Below are 19,877 nucleotides of genomic sequence, written 5' to 3'. Positions count from 1 at the left end.
TTTGTGTCCTAAGGGAGGTACCGCGTACCTGCGGTACGCGCATACCTGCCCCTTATAACACAAATCACTTGCCGATGCAAAAGCTTGAAAAGACGCGATTCAAGACCTCTTCCGGGCTGTCCAGGCCGGTGACCTCGCCCAGCAGGGCCGCCGCGGCGTCCAGACGGACGGAACAGCAGTCATAAGGACTGCCTGCGGCGATGTCCGCCAGCAGGGCGTCCAGCTCGTGCAGGGCACGTTCCAGCACCAGCGACTGGCGGGCGTTGGGGGCCAGCCCGTCGGAGGGCGGCGTATGGCTGCCGTCGTCCAGCAGCAGGGCCCGCAGACGGCGGGCCAGGGTATCCACGTTGTGGCCGGTGCTGGCGCTGATGCGCACGCAGGGACGGCCATGGCCCCAGACCGGCGGCCAGACGGCGGGCTCCGCCAGGTCCACCTTGTTCCAGACCAGCAGCACGGGGATGTCGCCGGCCTGTTCCAGCACTTCGCGCACGGCCTCGTCGGGACAGATGTCGGCAGCGGCCCCGGCAGGGCCCAGACGGCCGCCGTCCACCAGCAGCAGGATGGCGTCGGCCTGACGCACCTTCTGGCGGCTCAGGGCCACGCCCATCTCTTCCACGCTCTCGTCGGTCTCGCGCAGGCCCGCCGTATCGGTCAGGCGCACGGGCAGGCCGTCCAGCTGGCAGCTTTCCTCAAGGAAATCGCGCGTGGTGCCGGGGATGTCCGTGACCAGGGCGCGGTTGCGGCCCAGCAGGGCATTGAGCAGACTGGACTTGCCCGCATTGACGGCACCGGCCAGAACCACCACGGCGCCCTGCTGCATGACCTGCGCACGGCGCTGGCCGGTCAGCAGACCGCGCACGGCGGCGGCCACGTCCTCCACAACGGCGGCGAAGGCTTCGGGGGCGAGGCATTCCACCTCTTCGTCGGGAAAGTCCACGGCCAGGCTCATCTGCACGCGCAGCTCTTCCAGACGCCGGCGCAGGGCCATGACCTTGCGGCCCAGCAGGCCGTCCAGACGGTTGAGGCTGTAGCGCAGGGCCTCGCGCGAAGGCGCGGCGATGAGTTCGGCCACGGCCTCGGCCTGGCTCAGGTCCATGCGGCCGTTGACGAAGGCCCGGCGCGAGAACTCGCCCCGCTCCGCGGCCCGTGCCCCCAGACGCAGGGCCGTCTCCAGGATGGCCTGCACGATGAAGGGGCCGCCGTGGCAATGGATCTCGGCCACGTCTTCCCCGGTGAAAGTGCGCGGACCGGGCATGAACACGGCCAGTACATCATCCAGCGGCGCGCCTTCATGGTCCAGGGCGCGCCCGCGGTGCAGCACCCAGGGTCGGAAGCCCGAGAACTTTGCCGACGCGGGGCTGAACATGCGGGAAAGGATCTCCCGGGACTGCGGCCCGGAGATGCGGACGATGCCGATGCCCCCCGCACCGGGAGCCGTGGCTATGGCGGCGATGGTAGGCATCAGGAACGCTCGGGACGGCGGCGCATGATGACGACCCGCTTCATGGGACCATCACCGGAACTGCGGGTCTGCACTTCCTCGGCATCCTGCAGGCAAAGATGCACGATGCGGCGATGATAGGAGCTGAGCGGACGGGTGGAATAGGAGCGGCCGGTCTGGCGCACCTTTTCGGCCAGGGCCAGGGCCATCTCGCGCAGCTTCTCGTCCTGGCGCTGGCGGTAGCGTCCGGCATCCAGCTGCACGCGCACGGCGGCGTTCATGCCGCGCGAGACCACGCGCGAAGCCAGATACTGCAGGGAGGCCAGGGTCTGGCCCTCGCGCCCGATGAGCAGGCCGGAATCTTCCTCACAGTCCACGGCCACGCGCACACGGCCGTCGGCCACGGTCACTTCCAGCGTCACTTCCTCGCCCACGATGGGGCGGACGAGCTGGCGCACGGCTTCCTTGGTCAGGGCTTCGAGACGCTGGGGGTCCAGTTCCTCCACAGGGGTGAAGGGCAGGCTCTCCTCCACTTCGTCCAGCACGTCTTCGGTGTTCTCCACAGGCGCGGGCACGGCCGGGGCCTGCGGACGCTGGCGACGGCGGCCTTCGCCCTCACCGCGCACGGAAGGACGGGGACGGGCACGGCGGCCCTCGCCGCGGCGGTTGCCGGCTTCAGGAGCCGCATTTTCGGCAGGGGCTTCCTCGGCCGGGGCTTCGGCCGCAGCGGCGGCACGGGCCTGGTCACGGCCACGACCGCGGCCACGGGGCTGGCGGGCGTTCTCGGCGGGTTTTTCCTGCCGTTCGGCCTTTTCGCTCTTCTCAGCCTTCTCGTCCTTGCGGGCGGGCCGTTCTTCAGCAGAAGCGGCCTCCTTGCGCGCCTCTTCCGGGGCGGGCGCGGCCGGAGCGGCCACGCTTTCCTCGCGGGCGGCAGGGGACATCTTTTCGGCAGAGCGACGGGGCGCTTCCTCACGGCCCAGGGACGGCCGTTCCAGCCGGACATCGCAGCGCTTCTTGCCGAGGACGCTTTCCACGGCTTCGCGCAGAGCGGCACGGCGCGCACGGATCTTGGCCTTGCGGGCCCCCACGATACCAAAAATGCCGCTCTTGGCGTCCTGAACTATCTCAATCTCCAGCTTTTCGCGGGCGGCATTGTAATAGCTGCAGGCCTCCTGAATGGCGGCATCCAGATTCTTACCCTGAAACTCTTTGAATCCGTCCATAAACTCTCCCAAAAGGGGCGGCAGCGGGGAGACCCCGCTGCCACCACATATGGACTCTTTTCCGTGTCGCAAGACCGCTCACGCGGTCATGGGCCGTGACCCTACTGGGCCAGCAGCTTGCTTCTGCGGCCCATCCGCCACTGCTGGGCAATGGACAGGATGTTGTTGACCAGCCAGTACACCACCAGACCGGAGGGGAAGCTCAGGAACAGGGCGGTGAAGACGATGGGCAGGAACATCATGATCTTCTGCTGCATGGGATCGGTGGCCGGCGGGCTCATCTTCTGCTGCAGGAACATGGTGATGCCCATGATGATGGGCGTGATGTAATAGGGGTCCTTGGAGGACAGGTCAGCCAGCCAGATCAGGTCCGTGCCGGGCAGATAGGTGATGAAGGGCGCGTGACGCAGCTCGATGGAGGTCAGCAGCGCCTGATACAGACCAAAGAACACGGGCAGCTGCACCAGGATGGGCACACAGCCGCTGGCGGGGTTGACGCCGTAGGTCTTGTACAGGGCCATGACTTCCTTGTTCATGGCTTCCTTGTCGTCCTTATACTTTTCGCGGATGTTGGCCATCATGGGCTGGAGCTTCTTCATCTTTTCCATGGAAGAGTAGCTCTTGGCCGTCAGGGGCCAGAACACGGCCTTGATGACGATGGTCAGCATGATGATGGAAAGGCCCCAGTTGTGGGTGTACTGCTGGAAGAATTCCAGCAGCCACAGCAGGCCCTTGGCGATGATGCTGAACATGCCCAGGTCCACGCTGAGGGCCAGCTGGTCGGACACGGCGGCCAGCATCTTGCGCTCCTTGGGACCCATCCAGTAGGAAACTTCGAGGGTGGTCTCCTGGCCGGGGGCCACCACCACTTCCTTGGGCTCCAGGGCCACGCGGTAGACGCTGCCCTGCATGCGGCCCACCATGCGGGCCTCATCGGCGTCACCGGGCATGACGGCGGACAGGAAGTAGGTGCTCATGGGGCCGGCCCAGTAGAGCTTGCCGCTGGCTTCCACGCCTTCCTTGGTCAGCTTGTCGGTGGAGGTCTCTTCGCCCAGCGAACCGCCGTTGTCCCAGGCCACGCGCATGGCGTCGTAGTTGGTGTTGGCGGCATTGCTGGTGTCGGCGGCCACGGTGTAGCGCACGCGCACGCTGCGGGTGTCGGTGCCCAGGGTGGCCAGGCTCACCTTTTCGGAGATCAGGTAATTTTCGGAATTGAAGGTCAGTTCACGGGTCACGCGCAGGTTGTCGACCTCGCCCACCAGGCGGACGACGCCCTTGCCGCCTTCAGCCACGGTCACACCGCTGTCGGACTCCAGGGCCCACTTGCCGGTGCTCCACGAAGGCTGACCGTTGATGACCAGGCCCAGAGGCGCCACAGCGGCGGTCTGGGGATCCACCATATTGATGCGGGGAGAATCCTCGTCCAGGCCGGAGGTGTACTTTTTGAGCTCGAAGGAGCGCAGCACACCGCCGCCGGAATGCAGCACGGCCTTGTACAGGGGGGCGTCCACCGTCACGTCCACGCCGGGGGCGGGAGTGAAGGCAGGCAGGGGCTCGGCCTGGGCCTTCTGCTTGGCTTCGGCTTCAGCCTGGGCCTTCTGGGCCTGCTCGGCCTGGGCAGCCTCCATCTTGGCTATCTCGGCCGGATCGGGTTTGACCACCCAACCCATATAGTCGGCCAGATAGCTCCAGCCGACGACCACGAGCAGACACAGGACAATTGCCATGATAAGATTTTTGCCGTCTTGCATGCGGGGAGGTACTCCATGAAGCAGAGACTACGGGTGACGCCGCGCAGGGGGCACGGGATCATATCCCGAGCCGCCCCAGGGATGGCAGCGGGCCAGACGACGCAAGGCCAGCCAGCCGCCGCGCAATACGCCGTGGGTCATGATGGCTTCCAGGGCGTAGGCGGAACATGTGGGGTAAAAACGACAGGCAGGGGGCAGGACCGGAGAGATGAACAGCTGGTAGAAGCGGATGGGCAGGACGAAGAGACGGCGCAGCATGGCTAGTCCCTGTTCCGGCCGCCGTTGTTCCTGGCCGGGTGCAGGCCCGGCAGGCGCTGCAGCAGCGGCAGCAGCTGGGCGTTGACGCGGTCCTGGCTCAGGTCCGCCGCGCCGGTGTGCTTTTTGGCCACAGCGACGATATCCAGATGTTCGGGCAAAAGTGCCCGGTGCAGGCGAAAGAATTCCCGCAGCAGACGTTTGACCCGGTTGCGCGTGACCGCTTTGCCCACCTTGCGGGATACAGCCATGCCCATACGCGTACAGGCCCCGTTTTCGCGGGGCCGTACAAAAACAAGGAAATGCTCCGTATGGTAACGCCTGCCCCGCTCGTAGCACGCGGAATACTCCGCTTGTTTGCGGATGCGGCTCTGGCGGGGCAGAAAAAGGCGTTCGGCCATGATGGCTCGCTTCTGGGATCGCGGGGCGCAGCCCCCAATCGACTAGGCGCTCAGATGCTTGCGACCCTTGGCGCGACGACGGCGCAGGATGGCGCGGCCGCTGGGGGTGGCCATGCGGGCGCGGAAACCGTGGGTGCGGGCTCTTCTGACTTTACTGGGCTGGTATGTTCTCTTCATTGCTCTAGCTCCTTGCGTGTGGCTGCGGCGACGGACAGCAGGCCAAGTGGCCCGGCGCGAGTTTTGCGCGACATAAGCGGGAAGGCTTGCCCGTGCCCGCAGCACTGTCGCTGCACGGAATACGCCTTGCAGCCTGTAAATTTGAAAGGGTTTCATACACGGCATAAGGCCCGCCGTCAAGGCTTGTTCACCATCCCCGGGCGGGACAATGAACAAAAAAACGCCGGCGGGACCGCTCCCTGCCTGTCGGTAAAGGCCTTTTGCGCCTTGACAGGATGTGCCTGCGACGGCACAATTTTTATTTCATTATCACCAAGGAGACCGCATGTCCACGCCAGAACATCTGCTGCCCCCGCCGCCCGCCTGTCCCTGTGTGGTCCTCATCGGCATGGCCGGCGCGGGAAAATCCACTGTGGGCATGGCCCTGGCCCAGACCCTGGGCTGGGCCTTCATGGACAGCGACTATCTTATGGAAGCCCTGTACGCCGACCGCCTGCAGTCCGTCACCGACGCCCTGAGCAAGGAGGCCTTCCTGGATCTGGAAGCCGTGGTCCTGGGCTCCATCCGCGTCCAGCGCACGGTCATCGCCACGGGCGGCAGCGCCGTCTACCGGCCGCAGGCCATGGCACATCTGGCCACTCTGGGGCCCGTGGTCTTCCTGGACGTACCGCTGGAGACCATCGAGGAGCGCATCGCCCGCAATCCCGACCGCGGCCTGGCCATCGCCCCGGGGCAGACCCTAGCCGACATTTTTTATGAGCGCGAGGCCCTCTACAACCACTACGCCACCCTGCGCTGTGACGCCCGCCAGAAGACGCCCCAGCAGTGTGCCCGCTGGATCGCCGAGCATCTGCCTCCCCTGCCCGGCCTGCCCACGGCCTGATCCTCTTTGCCGCTTTTCGCGGCCATCCTCGCATGACGGGCCTCCGCCTTTCCGGGCGGAGGCTTTTTTATGCCCTTTTCCCATGACCGGGATGGCGCATTGCGCCCCGGCCTGCCGCCAACGTCCGCCACGGGTTGATGACACTTTCCGCTTGACATTTTTCCGGACGCATGTTTCCGATGTATCATCGGTCAATAGGCACTTTTATCTGCAGAAAGCCTTTTAGACCCCTGTAAAGATATGGATACATGCAAACATCTTCTTCCTCCACTGAGTGGAAGTCAGGCTGGTATACTTGTTGCCATCTGTCTTGCCGCAGCCATGACGACATTTCATGGCCGTCTTCTTATCTCATCGCTGCCTTATTTGCGTGGTATATGGGGATTATCTTATGATGAAGGCTCCGTCATCAGTACCGTTGCATCAGCATCACAGCTCATCCTTGCGCCCATACTACCCTTTTTCCTGACAGCGCTGGGCCTGCGGCGTCTGCTCCTGCCGCTTTCCCTCGGCTTCGTCTGCGTCGCTTTCTGCATCCCCTTCATCTCCGGCTACGAGAACCTGCTCGTGGCCCACGCCCTCATGGGGCTGCTCATCGGCTCCTTCGTGACGGCCACCATACAGATCATGCTCAAGCATCTGCCGCCGCCGTGGTGGGTGGTGGTGCTGGCCTTTTTCACCTTCCGTGTCTCCCTGGGCATCAATTCCGGCGTCTCGCTGGGGGCCTTTTATCTGGAATATATGGGCTGGCAATGGATCTACTGGCAGTCCGGGCTCATCATGTTCGTCTATTTCGTCCTGCTCCAGCGCCATCTGCCCCCGGATACGCATCAGGGAGCTGCTGCACAAGCCGGACTATTCCGGCATGGCCTTCTATTGCCTGAGCGTCGTCCTCATCTATGCCGGGCTGGATCAGGGCGAACGCCTGGGCTGGTTCGATTCCGGCATCATCACGGTGTTCCTGGCCGGCGGTATCGTCAGCTTCCTCCTTTTCCTCGCCAACGAGGCGCTGGTGGAACGCCCCTGGGCCCCGCCCCGGCTGTTCGCGGACTTCAACATCATCATGTCCGTGGGCATGGTCATCATCTATATATTCATCCTCTCCGCCAATTCCCTGCTCATCACCCTGTTCCTGGACACGGTGCACGATCTGCGGCCCCTGCAAAGCGGCCTGCCCCTGCTGCTGGTGGCCCTGCTGCAGCTGCTGGCCACGCCCTTCTGCGCCTTTCTGGTGCTCAAGGCGGACACGCGCCTGCTCTGCGCCACGGGCGTCCTGCTCATGGGGCTGGCCTGCTATCAGGGCACCTTCATCACCGCTGACTGGGTGGCCGCCGACTTTTTCCCCATGGCCATCCTGTTCGCCATCGGACACCCGCTGGTCTTCCTTTCCCTGATGGCCTTCTGCATGGCCTGCTTCACGGCCAAGACCGCCGTAGGACTGCTGGCCTATATCCAGGTCTCGCGCATCTCCACGCCCATCGAGGGCAATGCCCTGTTCCTGCTGCTCATCCGGCAGCGGGAGGATCTGTACTTCAGCCAGACAGGCAGCCGCCTGACCGGAGACGCCTCGGCCGTGGCCCGTTTTCTGGACAGCGGCGGCTCGCTGGACCAGCTCGGACAACAGTTGCAGACCGATGCCTTCATCCTGGGGATCAACGATGTCTTTGCCCTCTGCGTCTGCATCGCTCTGGGCACCATGCTGCTGCTGGCCTTCGTCAAGGCATGAAACCAACGCCGGTCAGCCCCGTGGATCTGGGCACGCCGGGAAACTGAACGCACGGGGACCGTCATGAACAGCCTCAAACCCGGTTTTGCCGACGAACTGCTGAAGCTGGCCCTGTATGACCGCCTGCTGGCCCTTTTCCGGCTCTCGCCGTGGATCATCCTGGGCATGCTGCTGCTCGTCATCCTTTTCTTCCTGCTGAACTTCAACCGGCTGGAGAGCGGCAAGCGCATCCAGGAGACGGACAATGCCTATACCCAGCTCGACCGCGTAGTGCTGGAGGCCAAGGTCAACGGCTATGTGGCCCAGGTGGGCTTTGGCGATTTCCAGCAGGTGAAGGCCGGGGACGTGCTCCTGCGCGTGCAGGATGCCGACTACCGGGTCCGCACGGATCAGGCCCGGGCCGTCAGGGACAAGAGCGCCGCCAATCTGGAGCGTCTTGATCTGGAGATAGGTTTGCAGGAGGCCTGCATCCGGCAGGCCCGCGTGGCTGCGGAAAATGCGGCGGCACGTCTCGATCTGGCCAGCCGCGAGAACGCCCGCGTGCAGAAGCTCTTCAAATGCAACGCCGTCTCCACCCGTGAGGCGGACTCGGCCGAGATCAACCTGCGCACGGCCCAGCACAGCCACCGCGAGGCCCTGGCCGAAGTCCGGGTACAGGAGCGCAAGCTCGAACTGCAAAAGGCGGACAGGCAGCTGCGCGAGGCTGACCTCCGGGCCGCGGAAGCCCAGTTGCAGAGCGCCCTCATCGACCTGGGGCACACCATCATCACCGCCCCGGGCAACAGACACACCGGTGCCCGCAAGATACAGGTGGGTGATCTGGTGAGGGAAGGCATGCAGGTCGTCTCCCTGGTGCTGGACATGCCCCCCTACATCGTGGCCAATTACAAGGAGACCCAGATAGGCAACATCCGGGCTGGGCAGCCCGTGGAGATCCTCATCGACACCTTCCCGGCCACACCTTCAAGGGCCATGTGGAGAGCATCTCGCCCGCCACCGGGGCCACCTTCTCCCTGCTGCCCAAGGACACCTCGTCCGGCAACTTCACCAAGGTCGTCCAGCGCATCCCGGTGCGTATCGCCTTCGAGCCCGGGCAGGAGCGCCTACCGGAGATCCGCTCCGGCATGTCGGTCATCACCCGCATCGACACCGGCAGCGCGCAGACGGGAGCCTGAGCCGGCAACGAGCCGAGGGCGGTACGGGATGCATCGGCAAAAAACGGCTGGCCTCCTCCGCCCCTCCCGGCGCGGACGCCCCCTTGCGGCCCGCCTGCACGTGCTGCCGGCCTCTTTCCCCAGACTTCCTGCCCTCAAGTTTTGCCGGAATTCCACGGCCCAGACGCTTCCCGCGGCCCGAGGTAGCCGCGCCAAAGCGGCTGCCTGCCGGCCGCAGGATGCCCCACAGCCCAGAAAAAAGCCCCCTTCCCGTGCAGGGAAGAGGGCTGTGGCATCAGACAGGCTGCGGCAGGACTAGTACTGCCACTTCTTGCCGTCGTGACGGATCATTTCATTGAGATTGCGGGTCTTGATCTTTTCGCAGGGAGCGGAAAGGGCAGCGCTCTTGCTGGCACCGCGACATTCATAGACATGCTCGGAATAGCGGATGAAGCCCACATAACCACGGGCGCCCTTGCGCACTTCGGTGGTCAGGCTGTCGGTATCCACTTCCACATAGGTGGCCACGTATTCCTTGCCCACCTTGCGCACTTCCTTGTGGGCCTTGGAGGGCATCACCGTGCGGGAAGCACGGCCCACCAGGCTCTGGCCGGTCTTGTACAGATCGGCTTCCAGTTTGGACTGGGACACGGGGGCCGCCTTGGCCGGAGCCTTTTCAGGGGCTTTGGCGGTTTCGGTGGCGGCTTCTTCAGCAGGGGCGGCCGTAGCCGGGCTGGAGCCTTCGTCCCCGCCGAACAGGGCGCAGCCGCCGCACAACAGACTGGTCAGCAGGCTGACTGCCAGGATTTTTTTCATCTGTCATCACTCCTTAATGGAAAACCCGGCGTTTCCGCCGGGTTTTGTTAGAAGGGGGAAAAGGGGGCGTCGTTTAGTCGAAGGAGATCTCCGTACGACGGTTCATGTAGCGGCCTTCTTCGCTGTCGTTGCTGTACTTGAAGGACTTGCCCTTGCCGATGGCGGTCATGCGGCTGGCGGGCACGCCCTGCTTGGCCAGGTAGCCCTTAACGGCTTCGGCGCGGTTCTTGGACAGCTTGGCGTTGTAGGCGTCGGTACCACGGGAGTCGGTCCAGCCGGTCAGCACGATCTTGGTGTTGGGCTTGGACTTGATGAGGCCGGCGGCTTCGTCCAGGATGCCCATGGCCTTGCTGTCCAGGGCATAGGAGTCAAAAGCGAAGTTGACGCCGCGCAGCACGATCACGGTTTCTTCCTGGCAGAACACGGCCAGCACGAAGCGTTCCACTTCGGCGTCGCTGGTGGCCAGGTCTTCAGCGCGAACCAGCACGGAGGCGGGGTTCATGCCGGCAATGGCCTTGACGGTGGCTTCGCCCTGGGGGGTGTCGGCCAGGGAGATCACGTGGATGACCATGTTACGCTGGGTGGCGTACACCTGACGGGCCACTTCCACCAGATCCATACCGCGGTTGTTGTCGCCGTCGGTCACCAGGATCAGGGCAGCGCTGCGTTCCATGGAGCTCAGGAAGGGCTCGTAGGTCTGCAGGCCGTCGCCCATGTTAGTCATGCGGCCGAAGGTGGCAAAGCCGCTGCGCAGGGTGTTGATACCGCTATCCATGGCGGCGCGGTTCCAGGGGCCCTGTTCGATGACGGTGCCGTTAGGAGCGATGGTATGCAGGCCACCCTTGAAGTCCAGGGCGGGGATGGCGGCGTTGACGCGCTTCAGGGCGATCTTGGCCACTTCGATCTTGTCCTGCTTCATTTTGTCATTCTTCATCATCATGGAGCCGGAGTAGTCCACGACGAAGTCGAAGCTGTTGACCTTCTTGCTGCAGACAGGAGCGGCCACGGCAGCCACGGCGAAGCTCAGAAGAACCGCGGCGGTAAGGGCCAGCAGGCGGAAAGATTTCATGATGCCTCCCAAAAAAGTTATTGTTTTGCCTGCAACATGCCAGGCAATATGCGCCAGCTACCTTTTTCCTTTATGGGAAAGGGTATTGACACCTTTAAAAACTAGCGCGTTTCGCAGCAAAGGGCAAGCGTTCTTTCTTTCAGCGCCCTCTGCACCGCGGCTTCCGGCAGGGAACGGAGCCGTCCGGCGGTCACCCGGCACCTGCCGGGCATGCCCGGTGGCTGGACAGTCGGGCCCGCCTGTAGCATACTGAATAGATACAAAAGGATGGGTTATGCCAGCACTCGATTTTTCCAAATGGAGCCCCGGCGGCAACACGACGCTCTTTTTCCCTGCCGCGGGCCTGGATGCGGCCCGGCAGGCGGAGCTGGCCCGGCAGGCCATGCGTCCTGACAGCCTGGGGGCGGAACAGGCCGGTTTCGTCTCTGTGGAGGAACGCCGCCTGCGCATGGCGGGCGGTGAGTTCTGCGTCAACGCCACACGGGCCTTCGGCGCCCTGCTGGCCTTCCGCGAGAGCGCCTCGCCCGAGGCCACGCTCCAGGGCATCGCCCGCCAGAAGCTGACCAACGAGCACCGCTATGAGGTGCAGGTCTCCGGCTGGCAGAGCCCCATCCGGCTCCAGGTACGCGGCACCTCTCCCCACTGGCAGGTGCGCGCCGAGCTGCAATTGCTGCCCTGCCCCATCACCCACCCGGAACAGGGCATCCATCTGGTGCGCCTGCCCGGCATCTGCCATCTGCTGCTGGACGGTGAGGTGCACATGCAGCCCGAGGACTGCATCGCCGCCTCGCGCATGTTGCGCCGCCAGTACGGCATGACCGGCGAAGTGGCCAGCGGCGTCATCTGGTGGGGCCGCCGCGCGGGCCTGCTGGACATGCTGCCCGTGGTCCACGTGCGCGATGCCCACACCACCTGCATCGAGAATGCCTGCGGGTCCGGCGCCCTGGCCCTGGCCCTGCTGCTGGCCGCCAAGGGCAACCGCAAGCCTTTGGACATCATGCAGCCCGGCGGCAGCTCCCTGCATGTCCACATCCCCGACGATGACCAGGGCAAGGCCTTCATCGACGGTCCTGTGGACCTCGTGGCCCGCGGCCGCGTCTGGCTGCCCGACGCCCAGGCCTGATCTTTTCAGGGCGGCCGTCTGCCGGGCTCGCGCCCGGTCGCTGCGGCTGCCCTTTTTTGCGCGCTCCGCGCGTCCTGTCCCGTTCCTTTCCAACCAGAGATACATGAAACAGCAGAACCTCCTCCCCGGCATCAGCCTGCCCGCTCCCCGTCCTTCCCGTCCGGCCGATACCCCGCCGGCACCGTCCCCGGCCGCTCCGGCCGTGCCCGATACGGATACCTGGTCCCCGCAGGAGAGCCTGCTGCACTCCGCCTTCGTTTTCGAACCTGCCGGTACGGCGGCCGAGCCCGTGCTGGTCCTGGGCCTGGATTGCGCTCTGCCCCTGCGCGAGGGCCTTTCGCCCGCCCGGCTGCACCTCATCGAACAGGCCGACGTCCTGTGTGGCGGCCGTCGCCTGCTGGCGGCCTTCGACGACCTCCCCGCCCGTCAGCTTCCCCTGACCGCGCCGCTGGAACCGGTGCTGGCCCGCATCAGCCACCTGCGCGCCGGCGGCAAAAAAGTTGTCGTGCTGGCCGACGGCGATCCCCTGTTCTACGGCATCGGCACTACGCTCCTGCGCCAGCTGGGCCCCGAAGCCGTGCGCATCCTGCCCGGGGTCAGCTCCCTGCAGCAGGCCTGCGCCCGTCTGGGCCTGCCCTGGCATGACGTCATCTGCCTTTCCCTGCACGGCCGCGACGATCTGACGCCCCTCCATGCGGCCATCCACCGGCAGCGGCCCATCAGCCTGCTCACCGATGCCCGCATGACGCCCGACCTGCTGGCCCGCCATCTGCTGGACAGGGGCGTGGACTGGTTCGCCATGCATGTTTTTGATAACATGGGGAGCGACGGGGAACAGGAACATCATTTCACCCTGGAAGAAGCCGCCGCGGCCCTCTTCGGGGCTGTCTGTACCGTGCTGCTGACGCCCGCGGGCGAGATGCGCCGTCCGCATCCCGGCCTGCTGCCCGCCGAACTGCGGCACGAGGACGGCCTGCTGACCAAGCCCGCCGTGCGTGCCGCCGCCTTGGCCCTGTTGCGGCCCGAGCCCCGGCATACGGTCTGGGATCTGGGCGCCGGCTCCGGTTCCGTGGCGCTGGAGGCGGCCTGCCTGGCCCACGAAGGCCGCGTGGTGGCCGTGGAGCGGACCCCTTCCCGCGCTCTGGACATCCAGGAGAACCGCCGCCGCTTCGGGGCCGCCTCGGTGGACGTCTGTCTGGGTACGGTGCCCCAGTGCCTGCCGCGCCTGCCTGACCCGCACCGGGTCTTCATCGGCGGCGGTCTTTCCGGCAACGGGGCCCACAACCTGCTGGAACAGGTCTGCCGTCGCCTGCTGCCCGGCGGACGGCTGGTGGTGAGCTGCATCTTGCTGGACACGCTGGCCCGCTGCCGTGCCTTCTTCGAGGGCCTGGACTGGCCCGCCGAGGTGATGCAGATACAGTCCGCCCAGTCCCGGCCACTGGGGCAGGACATTTTCCTGGCCGCCGCCAACCCTGTTTTCCTGCTGGCTGTGGACAAGCCCGAACAGGAGAAGGACGAAGACTAGAGAAGGACATTGGGGGCGTATATTTATGGAGGAGGCAGCCCTCCTTCTGGACGCCGTTCCCCCGGCATGACATTACGGGGACGCGGGGCGGAGACAACAGGCCCCGCCTACTGGAGGAGACTATGGAAAAGCAGCCAGGCATGGTCAGTTTCGTCGGCGCGGGTCCCGGTGACCCGGAACTGCTCACCCTCAAGGGGAAACGCCTCATCGAAGAGGCGGCCCTGCTGCTCTATGCCGGTTCCATGATCCCGCCCGCCCTGCTGGATCTGGCATCGCCCCGGGCCAGCGTCATCGACGCCGCCCCGCTGGATCTGGAAGAATGCCATTCCCTCATGCTCCAGTTCGCCCGCGCCGGTCAGCCGGTGGTGCACCTGCATACCGGTGACCCTGCCGTCTACAGCGCCCTGCGCGAACAACTGGCCCTGCTGGACAGGGACGGCATCCCCTGGCAGGTGGTGCCCGGCATCACGGCCGCCAGCGCCGCCGCTGCCGCTGCCGGATGCAGCTTCACCGTGCCCGGCGCCACCCAGAGCCTGATCATGACCCGCATGCCCGGCCGCACGCCCATGCCCGAACAGGAGGCCCTGCGCCATCTGGCCAAGCACGGCACCACGCTGGCCGTCTATCTTTCCGCCATGCAGGCCCGCGCCATGCAGGAAGAACTGGAACAGTCCCTGCCCGCCGCCACGCCCGTCATCTGCGCCTTCCGCCTGGGCTGGCCCGACCAGCAGCTCATCCGCACCCGCCTCGACCTGCTGGCCGAGACCATCGAAAAGAACGGCCTCTCCCGCCAGACCGTGGTCCTCGTCCTGCCCGGCGAGGGGGAAGACGCCCCGCTCCCGCGCACCTGCGGCCCGCATACCGACCACGATTGAGCGATCCGGGAAAGCGCCCAAGGCTTTTCCCGGATCGCCGTATCACTCAGTCATCCTTCCCATCCGTCACCAGCCAGGCACGGCAGCGCGCTATGGCCGCGTCCCTGCCCAGCCTGCGTGGCATACGTCGAGGGTACCCCCGCTTTTCACAATTCCTCATTTCATACCGCAATGCTTGCAAGCGGCAAAAAGCTTGGGTAAGCTGGCACTTTCCATTATCCCGCAGCAGGAGTGCAGGAACATCATGCCAACCCCCATTCTGGAAAAAGAAAGCCTCATCCCGGGCAAGACCAGCAAACTGGTGCTGCATGCGCCGGCCATTGCCAGCCACGCCCGGCCCGGTCATTTCGTCATGCTGCGCATGAGCCCCACGGGCGAGCGCATCCCCCTGACCATCGCCGATACGGATGCCGAAAAGGGCACCATCACCATCGTCTATCTGGTCATGGGCAAGAGTACGGCCATCCTTGAAGACCTCAAGGCCGGCGACGAGATCCTGGACGTTTGCGGCCCCCTGGGCAAGCCCACCCACATCGAGAAAAAGGGCACCGTCATCTGCGTGGGCGGCGGTACCGGCATTGCCGCCATGCACCACATCGCCAAGGGCCATTCGCGCATCGGCAACAAGGTCGTGGGCATCATCGGCGCCCGCAACAAGGACCTGCTCCTGTTCGAAAAGGAACTGGCCAGCTTCGTGGACGAGCTGCTCATCTCCACCGACGACGGCAGCTACGGTCACAAGGGCCTGGTCACCGACCTGCTCCGCGACCGCCTGGAATCCGACAAGGACGTCTTTGAAGTGGTGGCCGTGGGTCCCGTGCCCATGATGGCCGCCGTGGCCAACACCACCCGTCCCTACGGCGTGCACACCACCGTCAGCCTCAACCCCATCATGGTGGACGGCATCGGCATGTGCGGCGCCTGCCGCGTGACCGTGGACGGCAAGACCAAGTTCGCCTGTGTGGACGGCCCCGAATTCGACGGCCACAAGGTGGACTTCGACGAACTGCGCCGCCGTCTGGGCGCCTACCGCGATCAGGAAAAGGTCTCCATCGACCAGTACAGGAGCACCCATGGAAACTAAGCCCCAAAAGACCATTGCTCCGCGCGTGGACATGCCCTGCCAGCCCGCGGACGTGCGCGCTCACAATTTCGACGAAGTGGCCACCGGCTACACCAAAGAGATGGCCATGCAGGAAGCCTCCCGCTGCCTGCAGTGCAAAAAGCCCCTCTGCATGAAGGGCTGCCCCGTGGAAGTGCCCATCCGCGACTTCATCGCCGAAGTGGCCCGCGGCAACTTCGACGCCGCCTACCGCATCATCAAGACCACCAACAGCCTGCCTGCCGTGTGCGGCCGCGTCTGCCCGCAGGAACACCAGTGCGAAGGCAAGTGCATCCTCAACGCCAAGGGCCAGCCCATCGCCATCGGCCGCCTGGAACGCTTCGTGGCCGATACCTACATCGCCACCAGCGCCTGTGAACAGGTGACCGGCACCAATTCCTGTGCCATGCCCGTCAAGGGCAAGAAGGTGGCCTGCATCGGCTCCGGTCCTTCCTCCCTGACCTGTGCGGGCGTCTGCGCCGCCAACGGCCTCAAGGTGGATGTGTTCGAAGCCCTGCACGAGCCCGGCGGCGTGCTCATCTACGGCATCCCCTCCTTCCGTCTGCCCAAGAACGTGGTGGCCACCGAAGTGGACGGCCTGCGCCGTTCTGGTGTGGACTTCCACCTCAACAGCGTGGGCGGCCGCACCTTCACCGTGGACGAACTACGCAAGGAATATGACGCGGTCTTCATCGGCGTGGGCGCCGGTCTGCCGGTCTTCCTGGGCGTGCCCGGCGAAAACCTGGTGGGCGTGTTCTCCGCCAACGAATACCTGACCCGTGTGAACCTGGGCCGCGCCTATGCCTTCCCCGAACAGGACACCCCCGCCTACCTCGGCAAGCATGTGACCGTGTTCGGTGCCGGTAACGTGGCCATGGACGCCGCCCGCACCGCCCTGCGCATGGGCGCGGAAAGCGTGCATATCGTCTACCGCCGCACCAAGGCCGAGATGCCCGCCCGCCGCGAGGAAGTGGAACATGCGGAGGAAGAAGGCGTGAAGTTCGAGATGCTGGCCTCCCCCGTGAAGTTCAACGGGGACGCCGAGATGAAGCTCACGTCCGTGACCCTGCAGAAGATGGAACTGGGCGAGCCCGACGCCTCCGGCCGTCGCCGCCCCGTGCCCGTGGAAGGCGCCACCTACGAACTGGCCACCGACCTGGCCATCGTGGCCCTGGGCACCCGTTCCAACCCCATCCTACTGGAAGCCACCGAAGGCCTGGAAAAGACCGAACGCGGCTACATCAAGGTGGATGAAGCCACGGGCGAGACCTCGTTGCCCAACGTCTTCGCCGGCGGCGACATCGTCACCGGCGCGGCCACAGTCATCCTGGCCATGGGCGCCGGACGCCGGGCCGGTCAGGAGATCTGCCGCCGTCTGCTCGGCTAATCGGCCATAGCATCAGCACATCACGGGGAGGGTCCGCCCTCCCCGTTTTTTCCCTCGGGCCCTGCCCCCATCTCAGCGCGTCCGCGACCTGCCGTCATCACGGCCATCCCGTCTGTCCCTGACAGGCCGGGGCGCTCCCGGAGACCATCATGATCACCGCCGACCTCCACAGCCATACCCGTTATTCCCACGGCGCCAGCACGCCCCAGGAGATGTACGCCGCCGCCTGCACGGCCGGGCTCAAACTGCTGGGCTTCACCGAACATTCCCCGCGTCCGCTGGGCTTCGACTATACCAACGAATACCGCGAACAGCTGAGCCGCTTCATGCCCACCTATGCCCGCGAGGTCTGCGAGCTGCGCGACAGCGCCGCTCCCGATGCCTGTCAGGTGCTGTTCGGCATGGAGATGGACTGGCTGGAAGGGCAGGCGGACTTTGCCCGCCAGGCCTGCACCGCCTATGATTTCGACTATCTGCTGGGCAGCGTGCATTTCATCGGTCACTGGGGCTTCGACGACCAGGCCTCGGACTGGGACATCCTTTCGCAGGAAGAGTGCGAGCGGAACTATATGCGCTACTTCCAGAGCTGGCGCGAGATGATCGCCTCGGGCATGTTCCAGATCGCCGCCCACCCCGACCTCATCAAGATCTTCTCCGTGGACCGCTTCCACATCTGGCTCAACAAGCCCGGCAGCCTCGACATCATCCGCACGGCCCTCACCGAGCTGCGCGATGCGGGCATGGCCATGGAGATCTCGTCCGCCGGGTTGCGCAAGCCCTGCCGCGAGATCTACCCCTGCGCGCCCATCATGCAGCTGGCCGCCGAGCTCCGCGTGCCCGTGACCTTCGCCTCCGATGCTCACATCACCACCGACGTGGCCTTTGCCTTCCCCCGTCTGGAAAGCTATGCCCGCGCCTTCGGTTTCACCCAGAGCGTCTGGTACAAGCAGGGCCGGCAGTACGTGCTGCCGCTGTAGGAAAGAACACGGCGCCCGGATATTTTGGGGAGGGAAAGGGAGATCTTCTCCGCTGCCGATGCCCGTGACGCCGCTCCGGCGCTGACGGGCACGGCCCTGCGGGCCGCCATCCGGCCGTTGCCCGCACGGGAAGGATCCCCCTTTCCCCAGTCGCCCTCTTCCCGGCGCGCTTTATCCCAAAGATGGCGCGCGGGAGGGCCCGGGCTTTCCTCCAGCCCGGATTTCCCGGTCACCCTCGGGCAAGGCCGCTCCCCCACTCTCCCCAGTCGATGACCCGTCCGTCTCCGGTCTCCCTGGGCCCGACGGCTACAGGCCCCGCCCGGTCGCGTACATATGTTTTCAGGCTGTCCTTCGGACAGTTCTCCATCTCTCAGCGGTCCGCAGGACGGATGCGTACCGCCAGTTTTACGAGCCTCTCATGGAAACCCAGTCTCCCCTCCTTCCCGGCAGTCCCCTGGTGGACATCGAAGACCTGAGCCTGTTCCTGCCCGGCGATGCCCGGCAGAAAATGATCCTGCACCACATCGACTGGCATCTGTGCCGCGGCGAGCACCACTTGCTGCTGGGCCACAACGGTGCCGGCAAGACCACGCTCATGCGCCTCATGCACGGCCTGCTCTGGCCGGCGAAAGGCCGCATCGTCTGGCACACCAGCGAAGGTGAGGAGACCTCGCCCATCGCGGGCCGTGCCGTCAGCGCCCTGGTCTCGCCCGACCAGCAGGAGAACTACCAGCGCCAGCGCTGGTACATCACTGGCCGGGAACTGCTGCTCACGGCATTCGAAGATACCCCCCTGCTCTACACCAACACTTCCGAGCAGCGTCATGCGCAGGTGGAAGACATGGCACGGCGCCTGCGCGCCCTGGACCTGCTGGACAGGATGGTGCCAGAAGTCTCGCAGGGCCAGCTCCGCCTGCTCCTGCTGGGCCGGGCCCTGGTCCGGCAGCCGGATCTGCTCCTGCTGGACGAATGCAGCGATGGGCTGGATGCCGACCACAGCCGCCGCTTCTATGAAGTGCTGGACAGCGTGCGCGAGCACTGTACGGTCATCATGAGCAGCCACCGCCCGGAACAGGTGCCGGACTGGTGCCGCAAGACGCGCGTCATCCATCAGGGCCGTCTGCTGGCCCCGGGAAGCGCCCTGCCGCCGCAGGAAGGCGAATATGAGGACATCAGCCTGGCCGGAGCCGTGACGTCCGCCCCGGAACCCTCCGCGCCGCTGCTGGACGTGCGCCATGCCACGGTCTTCATCGACGGGCAGGAGATCTTGCACGATGTGGACTGGACACTGCGTAAGGGCGAACACTGGCGCATCGAGGGCGAGAACGGCTCGGGCAAGTCCACCTTCCTGCGTCTGCTGGCCGGGGACGAATTCGTGGCCGTGGGCGGTACGCTGGTGCGTCATCTGCCCCATCACGGCGGCGAGACCGTGCTGCTGGAAGAGATCCGCAAGGGCGTGCGTCTGGTCTCCGACCTCTCCCAGGCCCTTTACGGCTACAGCATCACGGCGCTGGAACTGGTCTGTACCGGTCTGGAAAACACCGTGGGCGTCTACCGCGACTACAGCAAGGCCGAGCAGGAGCAGGCCCGCCGCGTCATGCGCGAACTGGGCGTGGGCCATCTGGCTGACCGCTCCATCCGCCTGCTCTCCACCGGCCAGCTGCGCCGCCTGTTCCTGGCCCGCGCCCTCATGGGCGAACCGGACATCCTGCTTCTGGACGAGCCCTGCTCCGCCCTGGACGAAGACTCCCGCCGCCAGTATCTTGATTTGCTGGACCAGCTGGCCGCCCGCGGCATCTCGCTGGTCTTTGTCTCCCACTTCGAGGGCGACGCGCCGTCCTGCATCAACCGCCGGGCGCGCATGCATCAGGGACGTCTGGAAATTTTGGCATAGGGAATTCTCTGGGGGGAGGAAGACCCTTTCCCTAGCGGCAAAAAGGGTCTTCCTCCCCCCAGTCCCCCCTCCTTCCCCAAAACCCGCCCACAAAAAAA

The 19,877-nt window shown here is 65.3% G+C and carries 18 protein-coding genes and 1 pseudogene; 11 read left to right on the top strand and 8 right to left on the bottom strand.

The window, feature by feature from the left end:
- Positions 1–64: 64 nt before the first annotated feature.
- From mnmE to rpmH, 6 genes are all read right to left on the bottom strand, one after another.
- A complete protein-coding gene (mnmE, locus tag HF854_RS06945) occupies positions 65–1,462 on the bottom strand; it encodes a tRNA uridine-5-carboxymethylaminomethyl(34) synthesis GTPase MnmE (protein WP_168935645.1) in 1,398 nt (465 codons plus the stop codon).
- The gene (locus HF854_RS06940) at positions 1,462–2,664 is read right to left on the bottom strand and encodes a Jag family protein (protein WP_168935644.1); all 1,203 of its coding nucleotides are present in this window, start codon (positions 2,662–2,664) and stop codon (positions 1,462–1,464) included. Before HF854_RS06940 ends, mnmE begins: the two co-directional genes overlap by 1 nt.
- Positions 2,665–2,765: 101 nt before the next feature.
- A complete protein-coding gene (yidC, locus tag HF854_RS06935) occupies positions 2,766–4,415 on the bottom strand; it encodes a membrane protein insertase YidC (RefSeq protein ID WP_168935643.1) in 1,650 nt (549 codons plus the stop codon).
- 27 nt (positions 4,416–4,442) lie between these two features.
- A complete protein-coding gene (gene yidD / locus HF854_RS06930; protein ID WP_006007998.1) occupies positions 4,443–4,673 on the bottom strand; it encodes a membrane protein insertion efficiency factor YidD in 231 nt (76 codons plus the stop codon).
- A gap of 2 nt (positions 4,674–4,675) precedes the next feature.
- Positions 4,676–5,071: a ribonuclease P protein component gene (rnpA, locus tag HF854_RS06925; RefSeq protein ID WP_168935642.1), complete on the bottom strand. Its 396-nt coding sequence runs from the start codon at positions 5,069–5,071 to the stop codon at positions 4,676–4,678.
- A 42-nt stretch (positions 5,072–5,113) separates the two neighbouring features.
- Positions 5,114–5,248, bottom strand: a complete 135-nt coding sequence (gene rpmH, locus HF854_RS06920) for a 50S ribosomal protein L34 (protein WP_006007995.1) — start codon at positions 5,246–5,248, stop codon at positions 5,114–5,116.
- Between the two features lie 325 nt (positions 5,249–5,573).
- On the opposite strand from rpmH, the gene thrB reads away from it, so the two are divergent.
- The 4 genes and pseudogenes from thrB (at position 5,574) to HF854_RS06900 (ending at position 9,330) form a co-directional block, all read left to right on the top strand.
- Complete coding sequence (gene thrB, locus HF854_RS06915; protein WP_168935641.1) at positions 5,574–6,131, top strand: homoserine kinase; 558 nt, start codon at positions 5,574–5,576, stop codon at positions 6,129–6,131.
- 240 nt (positions 6,132–6,371) lie between these two features.
- Positions 6,372–6,911: pseudogene (locus HF854_RS12920) on the top strand (MFS transporter); the annotation flags it as partial.
- Positions 6,912–6,996: 85 nt separating this feature from the next.
- Positions 6,997–7,857 (top strand): efflux MFS transporter permease, encoded by an 861-nt coding sequence (locus HF854_RS12700; protein WP_168935640.1) that lies wholly within the window; start codon positions 6,997–6,999, stop codon positions 7,855–7,857.
- Between the two features lie 63 nt (positions 7,858–7,920).
- On the top strand, positions 7,921–9,330 hold the full coding sequence (locus HF854_RS06900) for a hypothetical protein (RefSeq protein WP_168935639.1): 1,410 nt from the start codon (positions 7,921–7,923) through the stop codon (positions 9,328–9,330).
- Here HF854_RS06900 and HF854_RS06895 read toward each other — a convergent pair.
- Together HF854_RS06895 and HF854_RS06890 are read right to left on the bottom strand one after the other, a co-directional pair.
- The gene (locus HF854_RS06895; RefSeq protein WP_168935638.1) at positions 9,327–9,827 is read right to left on the bottom strand and encodes a translation initiation factor 2; all 501 of its coding nucleotides are present in this window, start codon (positions 9,825–9,827) and stop codon (positions 9,327–9,329) included. The two genes, HF854_RS06900 and HF854_RS06895, sit on opposite strands and share 4 nt — an antisense overlap.
- A 73-nt stretch (positions 9,828–9,900) precedes the next feature.
- On the bottom strand, positions 9,901–10,896 hold the full coding sequence (locus tag HF854_RS06890; RefSeq protein ID WP_168935637.1) for an OmpA family protein: 996 nt from the start codon (positions 10,894–10,896) through the stop codon (positions 9,901–9,903).
- A 274-nt stretch (positions 10,897–11,170) separates the two neighbouring features.
- On the opposite strand from HF854_RS06890, the gene HF854_RS06885 reads away from it, so the two are divergent.
- From HF854_RS06885 to HF854_RS06855, 7 genes are all read left to right on the top strand, one after another.
- Positions 11,171–12,019, top strand: a complete 849-nt coding sequence (locus HF854_RS06885) for a histidine racemase CntK family protein (RefSeq protein ID WP_168935636.1) — start codon at positions 11,171–11,173, stop codon at positions 12,017–12,019.
- Between the two features lie 103 nt (positions 12,020–12,122).
- Complete coding sequence (gene cbiE / locus HF854_RS06880; protein WP_168935635.1) at positions 12,123–13,544, top strand: precorrin-6y C5,15-methyltransferase (decarboxylating) subunit CbiE; 1,422 nt, start codon at positions 12,123–12,125, stop codon at positions 13,542–13,544.
- 122 nt (positions 13,545–13,666) lie between these two features.
- The gene (gene cobM / locus HF854_RS06875; RefSeq protein ID WP_168935634.1) at positions 13,667–14,419 is read left to right on the top strand and encodes a precorrin-4 C(11)-methyltransferase; all 753 of its coding nucleotides are present in this window, start codon (positions 13,667–13,669) and stop codon (positions 14,417–14,419) included.
- Positions 14,420–14,663: 244 nt separating this feature from the next.
- Positions 14,664–15,503, top strand: a complete 840-nt coding sequence (locus HF854_RS06870) for a sulfide/dihydroorotate dehydrogenase-like FAD/NAD-binding protein (RefSeq protein ID WP_040369795.1) — start codon at positions 14,664–14,666, stop codon at positions 15,501–15,503.
- Positions 15,493–16,908 carry an NADPH-dependent glutamate synthase gene (gltA, locus tag HF854_RS06865; RefSeq protein WP_168935633.1) on the top strand — a complete coding sequence of 472 codons (1,416 nt, stop codon included), beginning with the start codon at positions 15,493–15,495 and terminating at the stop codon, positions 16,906–16,908. The genes HF854_RS06870 and gltA overlap by 11 nt, the downstream gene beginning before the upstream one ends.
- Positions 16,909–17,057: 149 nt before the next feature.
- Positions 17,058–17,885 carry a histidinol-phosphatase gene (locus HF854_RS06860; RefSeq protein ID WP_168935632.1) on the top strand — a complete coding sequence of 276 codons (828 nt, stop codon included), beginning with the start codon at positions 17,058–17,060 and terminating at the stop codon, positions 17,883–17,885.
- Between the two features lie 418 nt (positions 17,886–18,303).
- Positions 18,304–19,779: an ATP-binding cassette domain-containing protein gene (locus HF854_RS06855; protein WP_168935631.1), complete on the top strand. Its 1,476-nt coding sequence runs from the start codon at positions 18,304–18,306 to the stop codon at positions 19,777–19,779.
- Positions 19,780–19,877: the final 98 nt, after the last annotated feature.

This window comes from Desulfovibrio piger (assembly GCF_012843875.1).
Taxonomy (GTDB): domain Bacteria; phylum Desulfobacterota; class Desulfovibrionia; order Desulfovibrionales; family Desulfovibrionaceae; genus Desulfovibrio.
Note: the sequence above shows the minus strand (reverse complement) of the source record. Positions and strands in the feature narration are given on the sequence as shown.